At 71.8% G+C, this 18,038-nt stretch carries 12 protein-coding genes; 3 read left to right on the top strand and 9 right to left on the bottom strand.

Annotation, left to right across the window (positions count from 1 at the left end):
* Positions 1-42: 42 nt before the first annotated feature.
* From ACSHXN_RS25840 to ACSHXN_RS25815, 6 genes are all read right to left on the bottom strand, one after another.
* Entirely contained in the window at positions 43-3,810 is a 3,768-nt protein-coding gene (locus ACSHXN_RS25840) for an ABC transporter ATP-binding protein (protein ID WP_438303782.1), read from the bottom strand.
* Positions 3,811-4,058: 248 nt separating this feature from the next.
* A complete protein-coding gene (locus ACSHXN_RS25835) occupies positions 4,059-5,102 on the bottom strand; it encodes an esterase-like activity of phytase family protein (RefSeq protein ID WP_355797989.1) in 1,044 nt (347 codons plus the stop codon).
* Between the two features lie 71 nt (positions 5,103-5,173).
* On the bottom strand, positions 5,174-6,094 hold the full coding sequence (locus ACSHXN_RS25830; protein ID WP_438303781.1) for a serine hydrolase: 921 nt from the start codon (positions 6,092-6,094) through the stop codon (positions 5,174-5,176).
* A gap of 196 nt (positions 6,095-6,290) precedes the next feature.
* Positions 6,291-7,976: a thiamine pyrophosphate-binding protein gene (locus ACSHXN_RS25825; protein WP_355129321.1), complete on the bottom strand. Its 1,686-nt coding sequence runs from the start codon at positions 7,974-7,976 to the stop codon at positions 6,291-6,293.
* Complete coding sequence (gene speB, locus ACSHXN_RS25820) at positions 7,973-8,980, bottom strand: agmatinase (protein ID WP_355129319.1); 1,008 nt, start codon at positions 8,978-8,980, stop codon at positions 7,973-7,975. Before speB ends, ACSHXN_RS25825 begins: the two co-directional genes overlap by 4 nt.
* Positions 8,981-9,081: 101 nt before the next feature.
* Entirely contained in the window at positions 9,082-10,542 is a 1,461-nt protein-coding gene (locus ACSHXN_RS25815; protein WP_438303780.1) for a sodium:solute symporter, read from the bottom strand.
* A gap of 219 nt (positions 10,543-10,761) precedes the next feature.
* Between ACSHXN_RS25815 and ACSHXN_RS25810 the strand changes: the two genes are divergently transcribed.
* On the top strand, positions 10,762-12,360 hold the full coding sequence (locus ACSHXN_RS25810; RefSeq protein WP_438303779.1) for a PucR family transcriptional regulator: 1,599 nt from the start codon (positions 10,762-10,764) through the stop codon (positions 12,358-12,360).
* 88 nt (positions 12,361-12,448) lie between these two features.
* Positions 12,449-13,237: a phosphatase gene (locus ACSHXN_RS25805; protein ID WP_355129313.1), complete on the top strand. Its 789-nt coding sequence runs from the start codon at positions 12,449-12,451 to the stop codon at positions 13,235-13,237.
* Positions 13,238-13,472: 235 nt separating this feature from the next.
* On the opposite strand, the gene tesB is transcribed toward ACSHXN_RS25805, so the two are convergent.
* The 3 genes from tesB to ACSHXN_RS25790 form a co-directional block, all read right to left on the bottom strand.
* Positions 13,473-14,339 (bottom strand): acyl-CoA thioesterase II, encoded by an 867-nt coding sequence (tesB, locus tag ACSHXN_RS25800; RefSeq protein ID WP_438303778.1) that lies wholly within the window; start codon positions 14,337-14,339, stop codon positions 13,473-13,475.
* Between the two features lie 35 nt (positions 14,340-14,374).
* Complete coding sequence (locus tag ACSHXN_RS25795; protein WP_355129310.1) at positions 14,375-15,532, bottom strand: acyl-CoA dehydrogenase family protein; 1,158 nt, start codon at positions 15,530-15,532, stop codon at positions 14,375-14,377.
* A gap of 187 nt (positions 15,533-15,719) precedes the next feature.
* The gene (locus ACSHXN_RS25790; protein ID WP_438303777.1) at positions 15,720-16,328 is read right to left on the bottom strand and encodes an SACE_7040 family transcriptional regulator; all 609 of its coding nucleotides are present in this window, start codon (positions 16,326-16,328) and stop codon (positions 15,720-15,722) included.
* Positions 16,329-16,414: 86 nt separating this feature from the next.
* Between ACSHXN_RS25790 and ACSHXN_RS25785 the strand changes: the two genes are divergently transcribed.
* The gene (locus ACSHXN_RS25785) at positions 16,415-18,031 is read left to right on the top strand and encodes a carboxyl transferase domain-containing protein (protein WP_359453379.1); all 1,617 of its coding nucleotides are present in this window, start codon (positions 16,415-16,417) and stop codon (positions 18,029-18,031) included.
* The last annotated feature ends 7 nt before the right edge of the window (positions 18,032-18,038 follow it).

The raw sequence follows: 18,038 nt of genomic DNA, 5'->3' as shown, positions 1-18,038 counted from the left end.
GACGGCGCGGGACGGCGGCCGCGGACGGCCGCCGTCCTCCGCTCACGCCGTGGAGCCGACCGGCTCCTCCGGCTCCGGCTCTCCGACGAAGGTGCGCCACAACTGCGCGTACCGCCCGTCGAGCGCCAGCAGTTCGTCATGGGTGCCGTCCTCGGCGACCCGGCCGTGGTCCATCACCACCACCCGGTCGGCGCGGGCGGCCGTGGTCAGCCGGTGGGCGACCACGAGCGTCGTACGGCGGCCGGCGAGACGATCCGTCGCTCGGTTGACCTGCGCCTCCGTGGCCAGATCGAGCGCCCCGGTCGCCTCGTCGAGCAGCAGGACGTCCGGGTCGACCAGCTCCGCGCGGGCCAGGGCGATCAACTGCCGTTGCCCGGCCGACAGGTTGCGGCCGCGCTCGGCGACCTCGTGCAGATAGCCGCCCTCCAGCGTGGCGATCATCTCGTGCGCGCCGACCGCCCGCGCCGCGGCCTCCACCTCGGCGTCGGTGGCGTCCGGCCTGCCGTAGGCGACGGCGTCGCGCACGGTCCCTTCGAAGAGGTACGCCTCCTGCGGGACGACACCGAGCCGGTGCCGGTACGAGGACAGCTCCAGCGAGCGCACATCGGTGCCGTCGACCAGCACGCGGCCGCGCGTGGGGTCGTAGAACCGGGCGACGAGCTTGACCAGGGTCGACTTGCCGGCCCCCGTCTCGCCGACGAAGGCGACGGTCTGCCCGGCGGGGATGGTCAGGTCGATCCCGGTCAGTGCCTCCTCGTCGTCGCCGTAGGCGAAGTCGACGCCGTCGAAGGCGATGTCGCCGCGCAGCGACCGCACCTCGACGGGCTCGGCGGCCTCCTTCGTCGTGGTCGGCTCCCGGAGCAGCTCCTGGATGCGGCCGAGGGAGACCGTGGCCTGCTGGTAGCCGTCGAAGACCTGGGAGAGCTGCTGCACCGGCGCGAAGAACAGGTCGATGTAGAGGAGGTAGGCGACCAGGGCGCCCGTCGTCAGGGTCCCGGCGTCCACCCGGTGCGCGCCCACCATCAGCACGGCCGCCGCGGCCACCGAGGACAGCAGCTGCACGAAGGGGAAGTACACGGAGATCAGCCACTGACCGCGGATACGCGCGCTGCGGTAGCTCTCGCTGCCCTCCGTGTAGTGCCGCCTGCCGTCCCCCTCGCGCCGGAAGGCCTGCAGGATCCGCAGACCGGACACCGACTCCTGAAGGTCGGCGTTGACCGCCGACACACGCTCACGGGCGAGTTCGTACGCCTTCACGCTCGCCCGGCGGAAGAAGAAGGTGGCCACGATCAGCGGGGGCAGCGTGGCGAAGACGACAAGCGCGAGCTGCACGTCGATCACGAGCAGCGCGCCCATGATGCCGAAGAAGGTGACCACGGAGACGCAGGCGGTGACCATGCCCGTCTGCAGGAACGTAGACAGCGCGTCCACGTCGGTCGTCATCCGGGTCATGATCCGGCCGGTCAGCTCCCGCTCGTAGTAGTCGAGTCCGAGGCGTTGGAGCTGCGCGAAGATCTTCAGCCGGAGCGAGTAGAGGACACGTTCGCCGGTCCGTCCGGTCATCCGGGTCTCGCCGGACTGCGCCGCCCACTGGACGAGGACGGCGAGCAGCGCGAGCAGGGACGCGGTCCAGACGGCGCCGAGCGCCATCCGGGAGACGCCCTGGTCGATGCCGTGCCGGATCAGGATCGGCAGCAGCAGGCCCGTGCCCGCGTCGACCGCGACGAGGGCGAGGCTGACCAGGAGGGGAAGGCCGAAGCCGCGGAGCAGCCGGGTGAGGCCGTAGGAGTCCTCCGACCGGACCGCGCGCTTCTCGTCGATGCCGGGAGTGTCGGTGGCCGGCGGCAGCTTCTCGACCTGGGCGAGGAGTTCGGGCGTCGCCGGGGAGGCGGCCAGCGCCTGGTCCTTCGGTTCGCGGTCGCCGCTCCACAGGTGCGGGGTGACACCGCGCTCGGTGTCGAACTCGGGGTCCAGCTCCTCCCTGCCCCACTCACGGATGGGCTCGAGCGGGGGGACCCCGAGGGTCGTGTCCTCCTGCGGGGCCGCGGGCAGGGCGTGGCCCGGGGAGACACCGCCGAGCTCGTCCGGGTCGGTCAGCAGCCTGCGGTACAGCGCCGACCGCTCCTGGAGCTCCTCGTGCGTGCCGACGTCGGCGAGACGGCCGCCGTCGAGGACGGCGATGCGGTCGGCGAGATTGAGGGTGGAGCGGCGGTGCGCGATCAGCAGTGTCGTCCGGCCCTCCATGACCTGCTTGAGCGCCTCGTGGATCTCGTGCTCCACACGGGCGTCCACCGCGGAGGTCGCATCGTCGAGGACCAGCAGCCGCGGGTCGGCGAGGATCGCGCGGGCGAGGGCGATGCGCTGCCGCTGACCGCCGGAGAGGGTGAGGCCGTGCTCGCCCACCTTGGTCGCGTACCCGCGCGGCAGCTCGGCGATGAAGCGCTCGGCCTGAGCGGCGCGAGCGGCCTGCTCGATCTGCTCGTCACTCGCGTCGGGACGGCCGTATGCGATGTTGTTGCGGACGGTGTCCGAGAACAGGAACGAGTCCTCGGGCACCAGGCCGATCGCGGCACGCAGCGACCCGAGCGTCAGCTCGCGCACGTCGTGGCCGCCGACGAGGACGGCCCCGTGCGTCACGTCGTAGAACCGCGGGAGAAGCAGGGAGACCGTGGACTTGCCGGAGCCCGAGGACCCGACGACGGCGAGCGTCTCGCCGGGACGGATCTCGAACGAGAGACCGTCGAGGACCGGCCGCCCGTCCTGGTACGCGAAGGAGACGTCGTCGAACTCGACGGTGGCCGGGGCGTCGGCGGGCAGGTCCTTGGTGCCGTCCTCCAGCGACGGCTCGGTGTCGATCAGCTCCAGGACGCGCTCGGCGCCCGCGCGGGCCTGCTGGCCCACGGTCAGGACGACGGCCAGCATGCGCACCGGTCCGACGAGCTGGGCGAGGTAGGACGAGAAGGCCACGAACGTGCCGAGGGTGATGTGCCCGCGTACGGCGAGCCAGCCGCCGAGGGCGAGCATGGCGACCTGGCCGAGGGCCGGCACCGCCTGGAGCGCCGGGGTGTACACGGCGTTGAGCCGGATGGTGCGCATCCGGCCCGCGAAGAGCCGGCGCCCCACCTGCCGGAGCTTTCCGGTCTCCTGCTCCTCCTGCCCGAAGCCCTTCACCACGCGTACGCCGCTGACGGCGCCGTCGACCACGCCCGCCACGGCGGCGGCCTGGGCCTGTGCGTACCAGGTGGCCGGATGCAGCCGGACGCGGCTGCGCTTGGCGATGAACCACAGGGCCGGCGCGACGGCCACCGCGACGAGGGTCAGCGGCGCCGACAGCCACGCCATGATCCCCAGGGAGATCACGAAGAGCAGGACGTTCCCGACGGTCATCGGGAGCATGAAGAGCAGTCCCTGGATCAGCTGAAGGTCGCTGGTGGCGCGTCCGACGACCTGTCCGGTGGACAGGCCGTCCTGTCGCCGTCCGTCCAGCCGGGTGATCGTCCCGTACATCTCGGTCCGCAGATCGTGCTGGACGTCGAGGGCGAGCCGTCCGCCGTAGTAGCGGCGGACGTAGGTGAGGAGATAGACGAGGACGGCGGCGCCGACCAGGGCCCCTGCCCAGGGCGCCATCGAACGGTTGTGGGCACTCACCACATCGTCGATGATCACCTTGGTGATCAGCGGGACGACCGCCATGACGGCCATACCGCCGAGGGAGGACCCGAGCGCCAGGACCACGTCCTTCGGGTGACGCCACGCGTATCCCGCGAGCCGCCGGGCCCAGCCGCGTTTCTCCCCCTCGTGCACTGCCACGCCGTGCCCTTCCTGCCGTCTGAGATGGTCCTGATCTTCCGCAATGCACCAACGCGGACCGGCACGGATTTCATCCCGCCGCAACAATCCCGGGCCTCGGCCGATCGGGTCTCGGTGACGACTGCGGGCGATCACCGCGGCCTCGTCCGGGCGCCCGGGAGGGGACCGTCGCAGGACTCCGGGCACGGCGTGGGCCCGGTGGACCGGGTGCGGGACGGCACCCGGTCCTCACGAATTCCCGGGGTGGGTCAGTGGGCGGCCGGGTGCGGCAGGCGGACCCGCAGGGAGTACAGGCGGGTGATCTGCGCCGCGTTCTGGTTGTCGTCGCTGACCAGGAGGACGTTCAGCCGACCGTGCGAGGCGCCCGTGATCGTCATGCCCTCGACGTTGTCGAGGAGCGGGTTCGGCTGGGGCTGCTCGGCCTGCGCGCCGAGCGAGGGGCAGTCCACCAGGTCGGCGAGGAGGGTCTTGCGGGCGAGGCGTACGCCGTCCTGACCGGTCAGCGTGTTGATGCGCCGGGTGTCGGTGGCATGGCGCAGGTCGGCCAGATAGAGACGGACCGTGTTGCCGTACCCGGCGGTGAACCCGCGCTCCAGGACCAGCAGCCGGCCGTCCGGGGTCGCGGTGGTCTCGGAGACGCCGAGGCCGGTGTCGGTGCGGTAGCCGTACTGGGCCGCGAGCGAGAAGTGCCGCCCCTGCCGCGTCCAGGTCTGGAAGCGGACGATGCCGGCGGTGTCGCCGCTCAGCGAGCCCTCCATGCCGGCCAGCAGCCTGTGCCCGCCGGGCAGCAGGGTCAGGCCCTCGAAGGTCAGGTTCGAGGTGGCGCGGCCGGCGGGGGCGACCTTGAGGGCGGACGGCACCGGAAGGCTGTCCAGGATCTTTCCGTCGCGCGAGTAGCGGCGCACCGACGGCTCGGTCTCCGAGCTGACGAGGCGGGTGCCGTCGCGGTCGACGACCAGGCCCTCGGAGTCGAGCGCGGCGCCCTTGTCGTCGGCGAGGCCCACGACGCTCGTGGGCCGCAGGCTCCCCCGGCGGAGGGTGAAGAGCGACGAGCGGTCGGACAGTGCGGCGATCTGCCCGTCGCGGTCGACGGCGAGCGCGGAGAAGTTGCCGACGAACGTGCCCTCGTAGGTCTGCTTGTCGAGGGCGTCGGAGAAGCTCTCGACGGCGACGTGGGAGGAGCATGCGTGGGTGGCCGTGGTGCCCCCGAGGGGGGAGGGCCCTGCGGCGGCCGGCGAGGCGGCCGCCGCCACAGTGGCGGTGACGGTGGCGAGCAGGATTCTCAGACGCATGCCCGCCACCGTAGGGCGAGACGAGTGCCACGGAGGTGGACACCCCGTGAACCACTGGGAGTTGGACCGTGTCAGCTCTCGGGGACCGCGGGTACGGCCTCCTGCGGCCTGCTCGTCGGCACGAACGCCTTCGTGCCGACGGTCGTCGGTACCAGATCCTTGTGGATGGCCTTGGCCACGTTCTGGATGGTGGTGACCCCGTAGCTCATGGTGCTGTTGTCCTGGGTGAGCACGGTGATCATGTAGTCGTGGCCGCGTCCGTTGAACGTGCCCACGCTGTGGATGCGCCAGCCGTGCGTGGCCCGCTGCAGCCAGCCGTTCTTGACGTGCACGGAGACGCCCGAGGGCGCGCCCGCGGGGGTGCCCCAGCGCTGCGAGGACACGACCTTCCCCATCAGCTTCAGGGTGTACGCGCGGGAGTTGTCGCTCAGTACCGAGTTCTTGGCGGTGATGAGCTTGAGCAGCTTCTGCTCGTCCTGCACGTTGATCTGGGTCAGGCCCCAGTAGCCGTTCGCACCCGGCTTGGTCCGGGTCATCCCGGCCGCGGAGAGGAAGCCCTTGATCTTGGTCAGGCCGAGTTGCTTCCACAGCGCGCTGGTGGCGTTGTTGTCCGACTTGGTGATCATCGCCGTGGTGAGGCTGACCTCCCGGCTGGTCAGATAGCGGTTGTGCTTCTTGGCGTCCCACAGCAGCGTGGCGAGCACGGTCACCTTGACGACGCTGGCCGAGTCGTAGGCGTTGGTGCTGCGCAGCGAGCAGGTGGTCTTGGTGGAGCGGTCGTAGAGGCCGACCGCCACGGTCCCCTTGCGGCCGGAGAGCGCCGCGGTGATGTCCTTCTTCAGCTTGGCCGCCAGGCCCGCCTTGCCCGAGGTGCAGCTGACCGTCGGCGTGGCGGCAGCGGCGGGCGCGGTGGCGGCGACAAGCGGTATGAGCATCCCGGCACCGAGGCTCGCGCAGAGCACACGGGCACGCCGGGACATCCGGTGTGTCATGGAAGTCCCCATCCCCTTGCGTGGAGTCGGACGTACCCGGGCACGTCCGACTTCATGACGCACGGACACGGGTGAAAGGTTGTACGGGCACCACCCCTGTCCCGGGGAATTCACACCCCCGCCGGACGGGGAGCGGCGTGCCCGGCCCCGGGCGGCGGGACCGGGCGCGCGGTCGGTGCGGCGGAAGGTTCGGCGATCAGTCCAGATGCGTCGCCGCGAACATCCGCAGCACCGCCGGAAGCACGACGACCGACGGGCCCGGCGCCGCCAGGGCCTTCGCCAGGTCGGTCTCCAGCGTTCCGGGGGACGTCCGCACCGCCGGGACGCCGAACGACTCGGCGAGGGCCACATAGTCCGGGCGTGTCAGCTCGGTCGCCGTGGTCCGGCCGAAGGCGTCGTTCATGTACTCGCGCAGGATGCCGTAGCCGCCGTCGTCGACGATCAGCCAGGTGACGTCGAGGTCGTACTGCCGTGCCGTCGCCAGTTCGGCGATCGAGTACAGCGCGCCCCCGTCGCCCGAGACCGCGAGCACCGGCCGCGTCGGGTCCGCCACGGCGGCGCCGAGCGCGGCCGGGAAGCCGTAGCCGAGGCCGCCCGCGCCCTGCGCCGAGTGCATGGTGTTCGTCCCCCGGGGGTCGAAGGCCGACCACGCCCAGTAGGCCAGGATCGTCATGTCCCAGAAGGACGGAGAGCCGGACGGCAGCGCACGGCGCACCGAAGCCAGCACGTCCTGCTCCAGGGTGAGTTCCTGGGCGGCGATCCGGTCGGCGACCTGCGCGAGCAGCGTGCGCACGCGCTCGGGTGCCGTCTCGTCCTGCCGGTCGGCCGCCGTCTCCAGCAGCGCCTGCAACGCCAGGCGGGCGTCCGCATGGATACCGAGGGCGGGGTGGTTGGACTCCAGTTTGCCGAGGTCCGCCTCGATCTGGATCACCCGGCCGCGCGGCCTGAACGTGTGGTAGTTCGACGACAGTTCACCAAGACCGGAGCCGACCACCAGCAGCACGTCCGCGTCCTCGAGGAAGTCCGTGGTGTGACGGTCCTCGAGCCAGGAGCGCAGCGAGAGGGGGTGCTCCCAGGGGAACGCGCCCTTGCCGCCGAAGGTGGTGACGACCGGGGCGGTCAGCTTCTCGGCGAGTTGGAGGAGCTTGCCGGCGGCGTCGGCCCGGACCACTCCACCGCCCGCGATGATCGCCGGACGTTCGGCACGGGAGAGCAGGTCGGCCGCGACCGCGGTGAGCTCCGGGCGCGGCACCAGTTCGTCGGGGGTCGCGTCCATCGCCGTCACGACCGGCAGGCTCGTCTCCGCGAGGAGCACGTCCTGCGGGATCTCCACCCACACCGGCCCGTGCGGGGCCGTCAGCGCGGACTTCCACGCCGCCGCGATCGCCGACGGGATCTGCGAGGGGGTGCGGACCGTGTGCACGGACTTGACCACGCCCCGGAAGGAGGCGGCCTGATCGGGCAGTTCGTGCAGATAGCCGCGGCGACCGCCGCCCAGACCGGCCGTCGGGATCTGGCTGCTGATCGCCAGGACCGGGGCCGAGGCGGCCGCCGCCTCCTGGAGCGCCGCGAGCGAGGTCAGCGCGCCCGGGCCGGTGGACACGATGAGCGGGGCCGCCTCCCCCGTGATCCGGCCGTAGGCGTCCGCCGCGAAGCCCGCGTTGTTCTCCACCCGCAGCCCGACGTACTGCAGGGCGGAGCGCCGGAGCGCGTCGAACATGCCGAGGGCGTGCTGGCCGGGCAGGCCGAAGACCGTCGTGGCGCCCAGCCCCGCCAGCGTCTCCACGACCAGGTCGCCTCCGTTGCGGCCGGGGGGAGGGGCGAGCGCGGCCTCGGTCTGCGCAGCCGTCGGACGAAGGACGAGGTCGTGGTCGTGGGTCACTTGGACTCGGTCCCCTCACCGGCACGGTCCGCCGCGATCCGGCGGGTCATGAGAGTCGTCAGCTCGTACGCGGTGTGGGACGCGGCCACCGACGTGATCTCCGCGTGGTCGTAGGCCGGTGCCACCTCGACCACGTCGGCCGAGACCAGGTTGCAGGAGGCGAGGCCGCGCAGGATCTCCAGGAGCTCGCGCGAGGTCATGCCGCCGGCCTCGGGAGTGCCGGTGCCGGGGGCGTGCGCCGGGTCGAGGCAGTCGATGTCGATCGAGATGTACAGCGGGCGGTCGCCGATGCGCTGCCGGAGCTGGTCGGCGACCTCGTCCGCGCCGCGGCGGTAGATGTCGGCGGACGTGACGATGCCGAAGCCCATCTTCTCGTCGTCGGTGAGGTCCTGCTTGCCGTAGAGCGGGCCGCGGGTGCCGACGTGGGAGAGCGCGGAGGTGTCGAGGATGCCCTCCTCGACGGCGCGGCGGAACGGGGTGCCGTGCGTGTACTCGGCGCCGAAGTAGGTGTCCCAGGTGTCCAGGTGGGCGTCGAAGTGCAGCAGGGCCACCGGGCCGTGCCGCTTCGCCACCGAGCGCAGCAGGGGCAGCGCGATGGTGTGGTCGCCGCCGAGCGTCATCAGGCGGGCGCCGGTGCCGAGCAGTTCGTCGGCGGCGGCCTCGACGGTCTCCACCGCCTCGTTGATGTTGAACGGGTTCACCGCGATGTCGCCGCCGTCCGCGACCTGCGCGAGCGCGAAGGGGGAGGCGTCCTGCGCCGGGTTGTACGGGCGCAGCAGACGCGACGCCTCACGGATCGCGTTGCCGCCGAAGCGGGCGCCGGGCCGGTAGGAGACGCCCGAGTCGAAGGGCACGCCGACCACCGCGACGTCGGCGGTGCCGACCTCGTCGAGGCGGGGCAGCCGGGCGAAGGTCGCGGGTCCCGCGTACCGCGGAATGCGGGACGAGTCGACGGGTCCGCGGGGCCGGCTGTCGCCTGCTGCGGTGTTCTCGGTGCTGCTCATCGTCGGACCCCTCCAGGTCGTGCGTGTTTCCTCCAGTGTCGCGGACCCCGGGGGGCCCGCCCGGCCCGGCAGCCGTGCGACTGCCGGGCCGAAGCAAGGGGCTAGACGCCCACCGCCGCGGGCTCGTCCGCTGCGGGTGCGCCACGGCCCGCGAGCCGCTCGCGCCATGTGGCCAGTACGGCCTCGTCCGTCGGCTTCGTCACGAGCGACACCACGACGTACACCGCGAGCGAGGCCAGCAGCCCGTAGTAGACCGGCTCGTTGGCGAGGATGCCGTAGGACGCCATCAGGCCGATGACGGCGAGACCGCCGACCGCCACCGAGGCGAGGGCCCCCTGCACGGTGCCCCGCTTCCACAGCAGTCCGCCCAGGATGGGGACGAGCAGTCCGCCGACGAGCAGGTTGTAGGCGACGGTCAGCGCCTCGACCACGTTGTTCAGCGCGATGGCCGTTCCGATCACGGCGACCCCCATGATCAGGATGAAGACGCGGTTGCCCTTGACCTCGTCGTGCGCCACCTCGTTGCGCCGCACGACCCCGCGCAGCCGCGACCAGATGTCGTTGTTGGCGACGGTCGCACACGCGATGAGCGCACCGGACGAGGTGGACATCACGGCGGCGAGCGCGGCGGCGAGCACCAGTCCCCTGATGCCGATGGGCAGTTCGTCCTTGACGATGGTCGCGAACGCGTCGTCCGGGCTGCCCAGCTTCGGGTACATCACCTTGGCCGCGGTGCCGATGACGGCGCCGGCGAGTGCGTAGACCAGGCAGTAGGTGCCGGCCACGGTGCCGCCCCACTTGGCGGTGCGGTCGCCGCGTGCGGTGAAGACGCGCTGCCAGATGTCCTGCCCGATCAGCATGCCGAAGGTGTAGATCAGTACATAGGTGAAGATCGTCTCGCCGCCGATCCCCAACGGGTCGAAGTACGAGGTGGGCAGCTGGGCCTTCATCTCGCCGAAGCCACCGGCCTTGACGACCGCGATGGGCAGCAGCAGGAGCAGGACGCCGATCGTCTTCACCACGAACTGCACCATGTCGGTCAGCGTGATGGACCACATGCCGCCGAGCGTCGAGTACGCGACGACGATGGTGCCGCCGAGCACGATCGCGACGGTCCGGTTCATGTCGAAGAGGACGTCGAAGATGGTGGCGTAGGCGATGGTCGAGGTGACCGCGAGCATGAGGGTGTAGGCCCACATGACCAGACCCGAGATCATCCCGGCCCGGCCGCCGTAGCGCAGGTCGAGCATCTCCGAGACGGTGTAGACCTTCAGGCGGGCGATGCGCGCGGAGAAGAAGACCGACAGGGCGAGCAGGCCGAGGCCGATGGTGAACACCATCCAGGCGCCGGAGAGCCCGTACTGGTAGCCGAGGCCGACGCCGCCGATGGTGGACGCGCCGCCCAGGACGATCGCGGCCATCGTGCCGGAGTACATGGCGGGCCCGAGGCGGCGACCAGCGACCAGGAACTCGCTCTTGGACCTGGCGCGGCGCATGCCCCACCAGCCCATGGCCAGCATGCCGACCAGATAGACGACGATCACTGTGTAGTCGACGGCCATAGGGGGCCCTCCTTCGCGCGCTCCGGTGGCGTGTCGTGCAGTTGGGTCTCGGGGGACGCGGCCGGCTGTCGGCTCGACCGGTGTGGACGGCAGCGGCTCGCGGGGACATCCGCCCGTACCCACGGCTGCCGGTCTGGACCGACCCTAGGTGGCCGGAAAGCGACACTGAAGTGTACGTTTCATCCACTCGAGCGGAGCGTTATGGAGGAATCGTCCACCATGCCGGACACAGCGACCCCCTCGGCACCGGCGGTGCCGCCGACCCCACCGGTGCCACTGGCCGCCCTGCTCGCCCGGGAGGACCTGGCACTGCGGCAGATCGCGGGGCCGAGCGGCCCGGACACCGTGATCCACTGGGCGCACACCTCGGAGATGGCGGACCCCTATCCGTATCTGCTGGGCGGTGAGCTGCTGTTGACGGCGGGTGTGCACGTCCCGGAGGCCGCGGGCCAGGACCGGGACGCGCCCGGTCGGGCCGGCTCCGTGTGGGACGCGTACTTCGACGACTACGTCGCCAGGATCGTGGCGGCGGGCGGCGCGGCGCTCGGTTTCGGCGTCGCGCCGGTGCACGACACGGTGCCGCGGGCGCTGATCGAGGCCTGCGACCGGCACGGACTGCCGCTCCTGGAGGTGCCGCCCCGGACGACCTTCTCCGGTGTCGCCCGGGCGGTGTGGCAGCTGATGGCACAGGCCCGCCTGGCCGAGCTGCGCCGAGTCACCGAGGCCCAGCAGAGTCTGGCCGCGGCGGCGGCACGCCCGGACCCGGTGCCCTCCGTGCTGCGGCAGCTGGCACAGCGGGTGGCCGGCTGGTCGGTGCTCTACGGACCGGACGGCGCGGAGATCGCGACGGCGGGCCGGAAGCAGGCCGCCGAGACGCGGGAGGCCATGGCGGGGCTGGCGCGGGTCGTCCGGCCGGTCGTGTCCTTCGGAGCGGGCCGGGCCCGACCGGCGGGGCGGCCGGCGCCGTCCTCCGCCGCCGACACCGTGGCCGGCACCCACCTCGCCGCCTACGCCCTCGGTACCGCACAGGGCTTTGTGCTCGGTGTCGCGTCACCGCGCCGCGACCCGGGCGACAACACCATCGCATCGGTCGCCGCCGTCCTCCTCTCCCTCCTGACCGGCGAGCACCAGAGCGGCGACGACGCGGCGCGCTCCTCGGCGCTCGTACGGCTGCTGCTGGGGGCCGCACCGGAGACGGTCGCACCGCTGCTCGGCGCCGAACGGTGGCTCGTCGTGCACGCGCGGGCGGACACCCGGCCGCCCTCGGTCCCGGAGCCCCGCGAGGGCGGACGGGACGCCCAGGGCTCCGTGGCCGCCTCCGCACTCGGCGCCGCTCTCGGGTCCGCGCTGGTCGATCTCGCGAACGGAGTCGTCAGGGTCCTCGTCCCGGCCGACCGCGAGCCCGCCCCGCAGCCCGGCTGGACCCTCGGTGTCAGCGCCGCGGTCGCCCCGCACGACTGGCCCGCCGCCGACACTCAGGCCGCCCGCGCACTGGCCCGTGCCCGCGCCACCCGGACGCCGCTGCTGTGCCACGGAGAGCGCACGGGCCTGGCCGACCTGGTCCAGCCCGCGCAGGCGGAGCTGCACGCCCGCACCCTGCTCGCGCCGCTCTCGGGCGCCCCCGCGCTCACCGGGACCCTGCGCGCCTGGCTCTCCCTGCACGGCAGCTGGGACCGCACGGCGGTGGCGCTCTCGGTCCACCGCAACACGGTCCGCCAGCGCATCGCCCGCTGCGCGACCCTGCTGCGGGCGGACCTCGACGACCCCGACGTGCGCATGGAACTGTGGTTCGCGCTGAAGCAGGTGGGACAGGACTGACGGGCCGGGACCCGCCCCCGAGTGAGCCATGTCCCATGGTGCGGGACACCGGCCCCCGGCGGCGGGTGCGCCCGGCAGAATGGGTGCCATGCCGATACCCGCGATCCCCAGCCGCACCGAACTGGTCGACCACCTCGTACGGACCCGTATCGCGGGAGACGTCGCCACGCCCCGCGAGAACAACCTCTCCCACTACCGCAAGCTCTCGAACGGCGACCGCAACTTCTGGCTCGGCCTGGAGCTCGGGGACCGCTGGACCGACGAGCAGGACGTCCTCGCGGTCATGGCGGAGCGCTGCGGCGTCAACGACGACCCCGAGTACCGCTACGGCCAGGACACCATCGATCCCGAACTGACCGTCGACGCCCTGGAGCGCCTCGCGGCACGCCTGCGCAAGGCCGCCGACGGGGAGCAGCGGGTCCTGTTCGCCACCGGTCACCCCGGCGGACTGCTCGACGTCCATCGCGCCACGGCCGCCGCGCTGCGCGCCGCCGGCTGCGACATCGTCGTCATCCCGGAGGGGTTGCAGACGGAGGAGGGGTACGTCGTGCAGTTCGCCGACGTGGCAGTCCTGGAGCACGGCGCCACGCTGTGGCACACCCACTCCGGTGAGCCCATGCGCGAGATCCTGAAGGGCCTGGAGCGTGCGGGCCGCCCTCTGCCGGACCTGGTGGTCGCCGACCACGGCTGGGCCGGCCGCGCGGGTCAGTCGGGGATCGACTCCGTCGGGTACGCGGACTGCAACGACCCGGCCCTGTTCCTCGCCGAGGCCGAGGGCACCGTCCAGGTGACGATCCCCCTCGACGACCATGTGACGAGCCCGCGCCACTACGACCCGATGACGGCGTACCTGCTGAATGCGGCGGGGCTGGCCTGAGCGGAGTGATCCGGCGGCTCGGGACGCACGCCCCGCCGCTCGCCCCGCCTCCGTCGCCCTGCGCGCCACGACCCCGGCAGGACCACCGATCGGGGGTCACGCCGTATCCCGGCCACGGGATCGGCGGGTTCGCCGAGTCGGGTCGTCCCGGCATCCGGGGCGGCGGCAATGCAGAACGGGGGCTGCCCCGCACGGGTGAGCCCCCGATCGCGTACGTGTACCGCATACCCCGGCGTCACCGCGGGACGCGGACCACGCCCTCCTGGATCACCGAGATCGCCAGCCGGCCGTCCTCGGTGTAGATACGGGCCTGGCCGAGCCCGCGCCCGCCGTGCGCCGACGGGGACTCCTGGTCGTACAGGAGCCACTCGTCGGCGCGGAACGGCCGGTGGAACCACATGGCGTGGTCCAGTGAGGCCCCGACGACGTCGCCGACCGCCCAGCCGCCTCGTCCGTGCGCGAGCAGCACGGAGTCGAGGAGCGTCATGTCGGAGACGTACGTGGCGAGCACGACGTGCAGCAGCGGATCGTCGTCGAGCTTGCCGTTGGTGCGGAACCACACCTGGGAGTGCGGATCGCGCGGCTCGCCGAACCTCCCGTAGGGCGGCTCCTCGGCATAGCGCAGATCGACCGCCTCCCGGGCCTCCAGCAACCGCTCCACGACGTCGGACGGGATGTGGCCGTAGCCGCGCATCCGCTCGTGCGAGGTGGGCAGCGACTCCGGGTCCGGGGCGGGCGGCATCGGGGCCTGGTGGTCGAGGCCGTCCTCGTGACTCTGGAAGGACGCCGAGAGGTGGAAGATCGGCTTGCCGTGCTGCACCGCGACGACCCGGCGCGTGGTGAAGGAGCGGCCGTCGCGGATCCGGTCGACCTCGTAGACGATGGGCGCGCCCGGATCCCCGGGGCGCAGGAAGTACGCGTGCAGGGAGTGGGCGGCACGGTCCTCGGGGACCGTCCGCCCGGCGGCGACCATCGCCTGGGCCGCCACCTGTCCGCCGAACACGCGCGGGACGACGGCCGACCGGGACCGGCCGCGGAAGATGTCCTGCTCGATCCGCTCGAGGTCGAGCAGATCGAGCAGGGACTGCAGTGCCTGGCTCATGGGGTCAGTTGTATCGGGCAGTCTTTTCCGGGGCCTTACAGACCCATGTCCTTGGCGATGATCGACTTCATGATCTCGCTGGTGCCGCCGTAGATCCGGTTGACGCGGTTGTCGGCGTACAGGCGGGCGATCGGGTACTCGTTCATGTAGCCGTAGCCGCCGTGCAGCTGAAGGCAGCGGTCGATGACACGGTGCGCGACCTCGGTGCAGAAGAGCTTGGCGGAGGCCGCCTCGGCCGGGGTCAGGTCACCGGCGTCGAGGGCCTCGAGGGCGCGGTCGGCGACCGCCTCGGCGGCGTCCACCTCGGACTGGCAGGCGGCCAGCTCGAACTTGGTGTTCTGGAAGTGGGCGACCGGCTTGCCGAAGACGGTGCGGTCCTGCACGTACTGCTTGGCGAACCGGACGGCGGCCTTGGCCTGCGCGTACGCACCGAAGGCGATGCCCCAGCGCTCGGAGGGGAGGTTGGCGCCGAGGTAGTAGAAGCCCTTGTTCTCCTCGCCGAGCAGGTCCTCGAGCGGGACCTTGACGTCGACGAAGGCCAGCTCGGCGGTGTCCGAGGTCTTCAGGCCGAGCTTGTCGAGCTTGCGGCCGACCGAGTAGCCCTCGGACTTGGTGTCCACCGCGAACAGGGAGATGCCGTAGCGGCGGTCCTCGGCGGTGGGCGCGGAGGTGCGGGCGCAGACGATGACCCGGTCGGCGTGGACGCCGCCGGTGATGAAGGTCTTGGCGCCGTTGAGGACGTAGTGCGTGCCGTCCTCGGAGAGCTTGGCGGTGGTCTTCATGCCCGCGAGGTCGGAACCGGTGCCCGGCTCGGTCATCGCGATCGCCCACATCTCCTCGGCGGAGACGAACTTCGGGAGGTAGCGCTTCTTCTGCTCGTCGGTGGCGAGCATCTTTATGTAGGGCAGGGCGAGCAGCACGTGCACACCGGAACCGCCGAAGGTGACGCCCGCGCGGGCGGTCTCCTCGTACTGGATTGCCTCGAACTTGTGCGTCTCCAGACCGGCGCCGCCGAACTCCTCCGGCACGTTGATGCCGAACAGGCCGAGCTCGGCGAGCTTGTAGTAGAACTCGCGCGGCGCCTGGCCGGCGGCGAACCACTCGTCGTAGACCGGGACGACCTCGGCCTCGACGAAGGCGCGCAGGGTCTCCCGGAATGCCTCGTGGTCCTCGTTGAACACCGTACGGCGCACCGCCGCCACCGCCCTTCTGTGCGCCTGAACCGGCGCCGCTCTCGCGTACCTGGTTGCTCGCCGTCCGGGTCACGCCGGCGGCGACCCATGGCTAAGCGCTTGCTCAGCAGATACGTTACCGGCCGGTCACGACGGTCGTCCAGAGCGGTCCGCACGTAACGCTCGTCACGCTTGCGGAGCAGCCGGCTCAGTCCGACCCGGCCGCGGCGAACGCCCCCCTCGCCATCCGGTGCAGCAGCCCCGACGTCGCCCCGCGGCCCGGGAGCGAACCAGGCCGCCCCAGGTGCGGTGTCGAGTTGAGCAGGCCGAAGACCGAGTGCACGGCCGAGCGGGCGGTCGGCTCGGCCAGGTCCGGATAGACCTCGCGGACGACGGCCACCCACAGCTCGACGTACTGCCGCTGCAGCTGGCGCACCAGCTTGCGGTCGGTGTCCCGGAGGCGGTCCAGCTCACGGTCGTGCAGGGTGATCAGGGGACGGTCGTCGAGCGCGAAGTCGATGTGCCCCTCGATCAGCGAGTCGAGGACCCTTTCGGGGTCGCGCCCCGCGGGCTCCCCGTCAGCCTCGGCGACCCGCCGTCTGGCCCCGGTCAGCAGCTGCCCGCTGATGCCCACGAGCAGCTCGGCGAGCATCGCGTCCTTGCCCGCGAAGTGCCGGTACAGACCGGGTCCGCTGATGCCGACCGCGGCTCCTATCTCGTCCACCCCGACGCCGTGGAAGCCGCGCTCGGCGAAGAGCCGCGCGGCCTCCTTGAGGATCTGCTCGCGACGGGTGGGGGCGTCGGTTCTGGTGGCCATGAAATCGATTCTAGACAGGGAGGTTAGCGGTCGTTAACCTGAAGGAAATGCGTTAACGCTCATTAACAAGGTGAGGGGACCGCAGGATGCTGGAGGCACCGGAGCTGACGAGCGCGGCCGATCCCGCGTCGGAGGCCTGGCGGGCCAATGAAGAGGCGCACCGCGAGCTGGGTGAGGAACTGCGCGCGAAGCTGGCCGCGGCCCGGCTGGGCGGCGGCGACAAGGCACGCGCGCGCCATACGGCACGCGGCAAGCTGCTGCCGCGCGACCGGGTGGACACCCTGCTGGATCCCGGCTCGCCCTTCCTGGAGCTGGCGCCCCTCGCCGCCGACGGGATGTACGACGGGCAGGCGCCCGCCGCCGGCGTGATCGCCGGAATCGGACGGATCAGCGGCCGCGAGTGCGTGATCGTCGCCAACGACGCCACGGTCAAGGGCGGCACGTACTACCCGATGACCGTGAAGAAGCACCTGCGCGCCCAGGAGGTGGCGCTCGAGAACCGCCTGCCGTGCGTCTACCTCGTCGACTCCGGAGGCGCCTTCCTGCCCATGCAGGACGAGGTGTTCCCCGACCGCGAGCACTTCGGGCGGATCTTCTACAACCAGGCGCGGATGTCCGGCGCCGGCATTCCGCAGATCGCGGCCGTCCTCGGCTCCTGCACGGCGGGCGGGGCCTATGTCCCGGCGATGAGCGACGAGGCCGTCATCGTGCGCAACCAGGGCACCATCTTCCTGGGCGGCCCGCCCCTGGTGAAGGCGGCCACCGGTGAGGTGGTGACCGCCGAGGAGCTGGGCGGCGGCGAGGTCCACTCGCGCGTGTCCGGCGTGACGGACCACCTCGCGGAGGACGACGCCCACGCGCTGCGGATCGTCCGGACGATCGTCTCGACCCTGCCCGCCCGGGGCCCGCTGCCGTGGGAGGTCGTCCCGTCGGCCGAGCCGAAGGTGGACCCGTACGGCCTGTACGGCGCGGTGCCGGTCGACTCCCGTACCCCCTACGACGTGCGCGAGGTCATCGCGCGTGTGGTGGACGGCTCGCGCTTCGCCGAGTTCAAGGCGGAGTTCGGTCAGACCCTCGTCACCGGCTTCGCCCGCATCCACGGCCACCCGGTCGGCATCGTCGCCAACAACGGCATCCTGTTCTCCGAGTCCGCCCAGAAGGGCGCCCACTTCATCGAGCTGTGCGACCAGCGCGGCATCCCGCTGGTGTTCCTGCAGAACATCTCCGGCTTCATGGTCGGCCGCGACTACGAGGCGGGCGGCATCGCCAAGCACGGCGCCAAGATGGTCACGGCGGTCGCCTGCACCCGTGTACCGAAGCTCACGGTCGTCGTGGGCGGCTCGTTCGGCGCGGGCAACTACTCGATGTGCGGCCGGGCGTACTCGCCGCGCTTCCTGTGGATGTGGCCGAACGCGAAGATCTCGGTGATGGGCGGCGAGCAGGCCGCGTCGGTCCTCGCGACCGTCAAGCGCGACCAGTTCGAGGCCCGCGGGGAGTCCTGGCCGCTGGAGGAAGAGGAGTCCTTCAAGGCCCCGATCCGCGCCCAGTACGAACAGCAGGGGAACGCCTACTACGCGACGGCCCGACTGTGGGACGACGGCGTGATCGACCCGATGGAGACCCGGCAGGTGCTGGGCCTGGCCCTGACCGCCTGTGCCAACGCCCCGCTGGGCGATCCCGGCTTCGGCGTCTTCCGGATGTGAGGGGATC

The sequence above is a fragment of the Streptomyces sp. HUAS TT11 genome, assembly GCF_051553595.1.
In the GTDB taxonomy this organism is placed as follows: domain Bacteria; phylum Actinomycetota; class Actinomycetes; order Streptomycetales; family Streptomycetaceae; genus Streptomyces.
The sequence above is the reverse complement of the archived record's forward strand: the minus strand, read 5'-3'. Positions and strand labels throughout refer to the sequence as shown.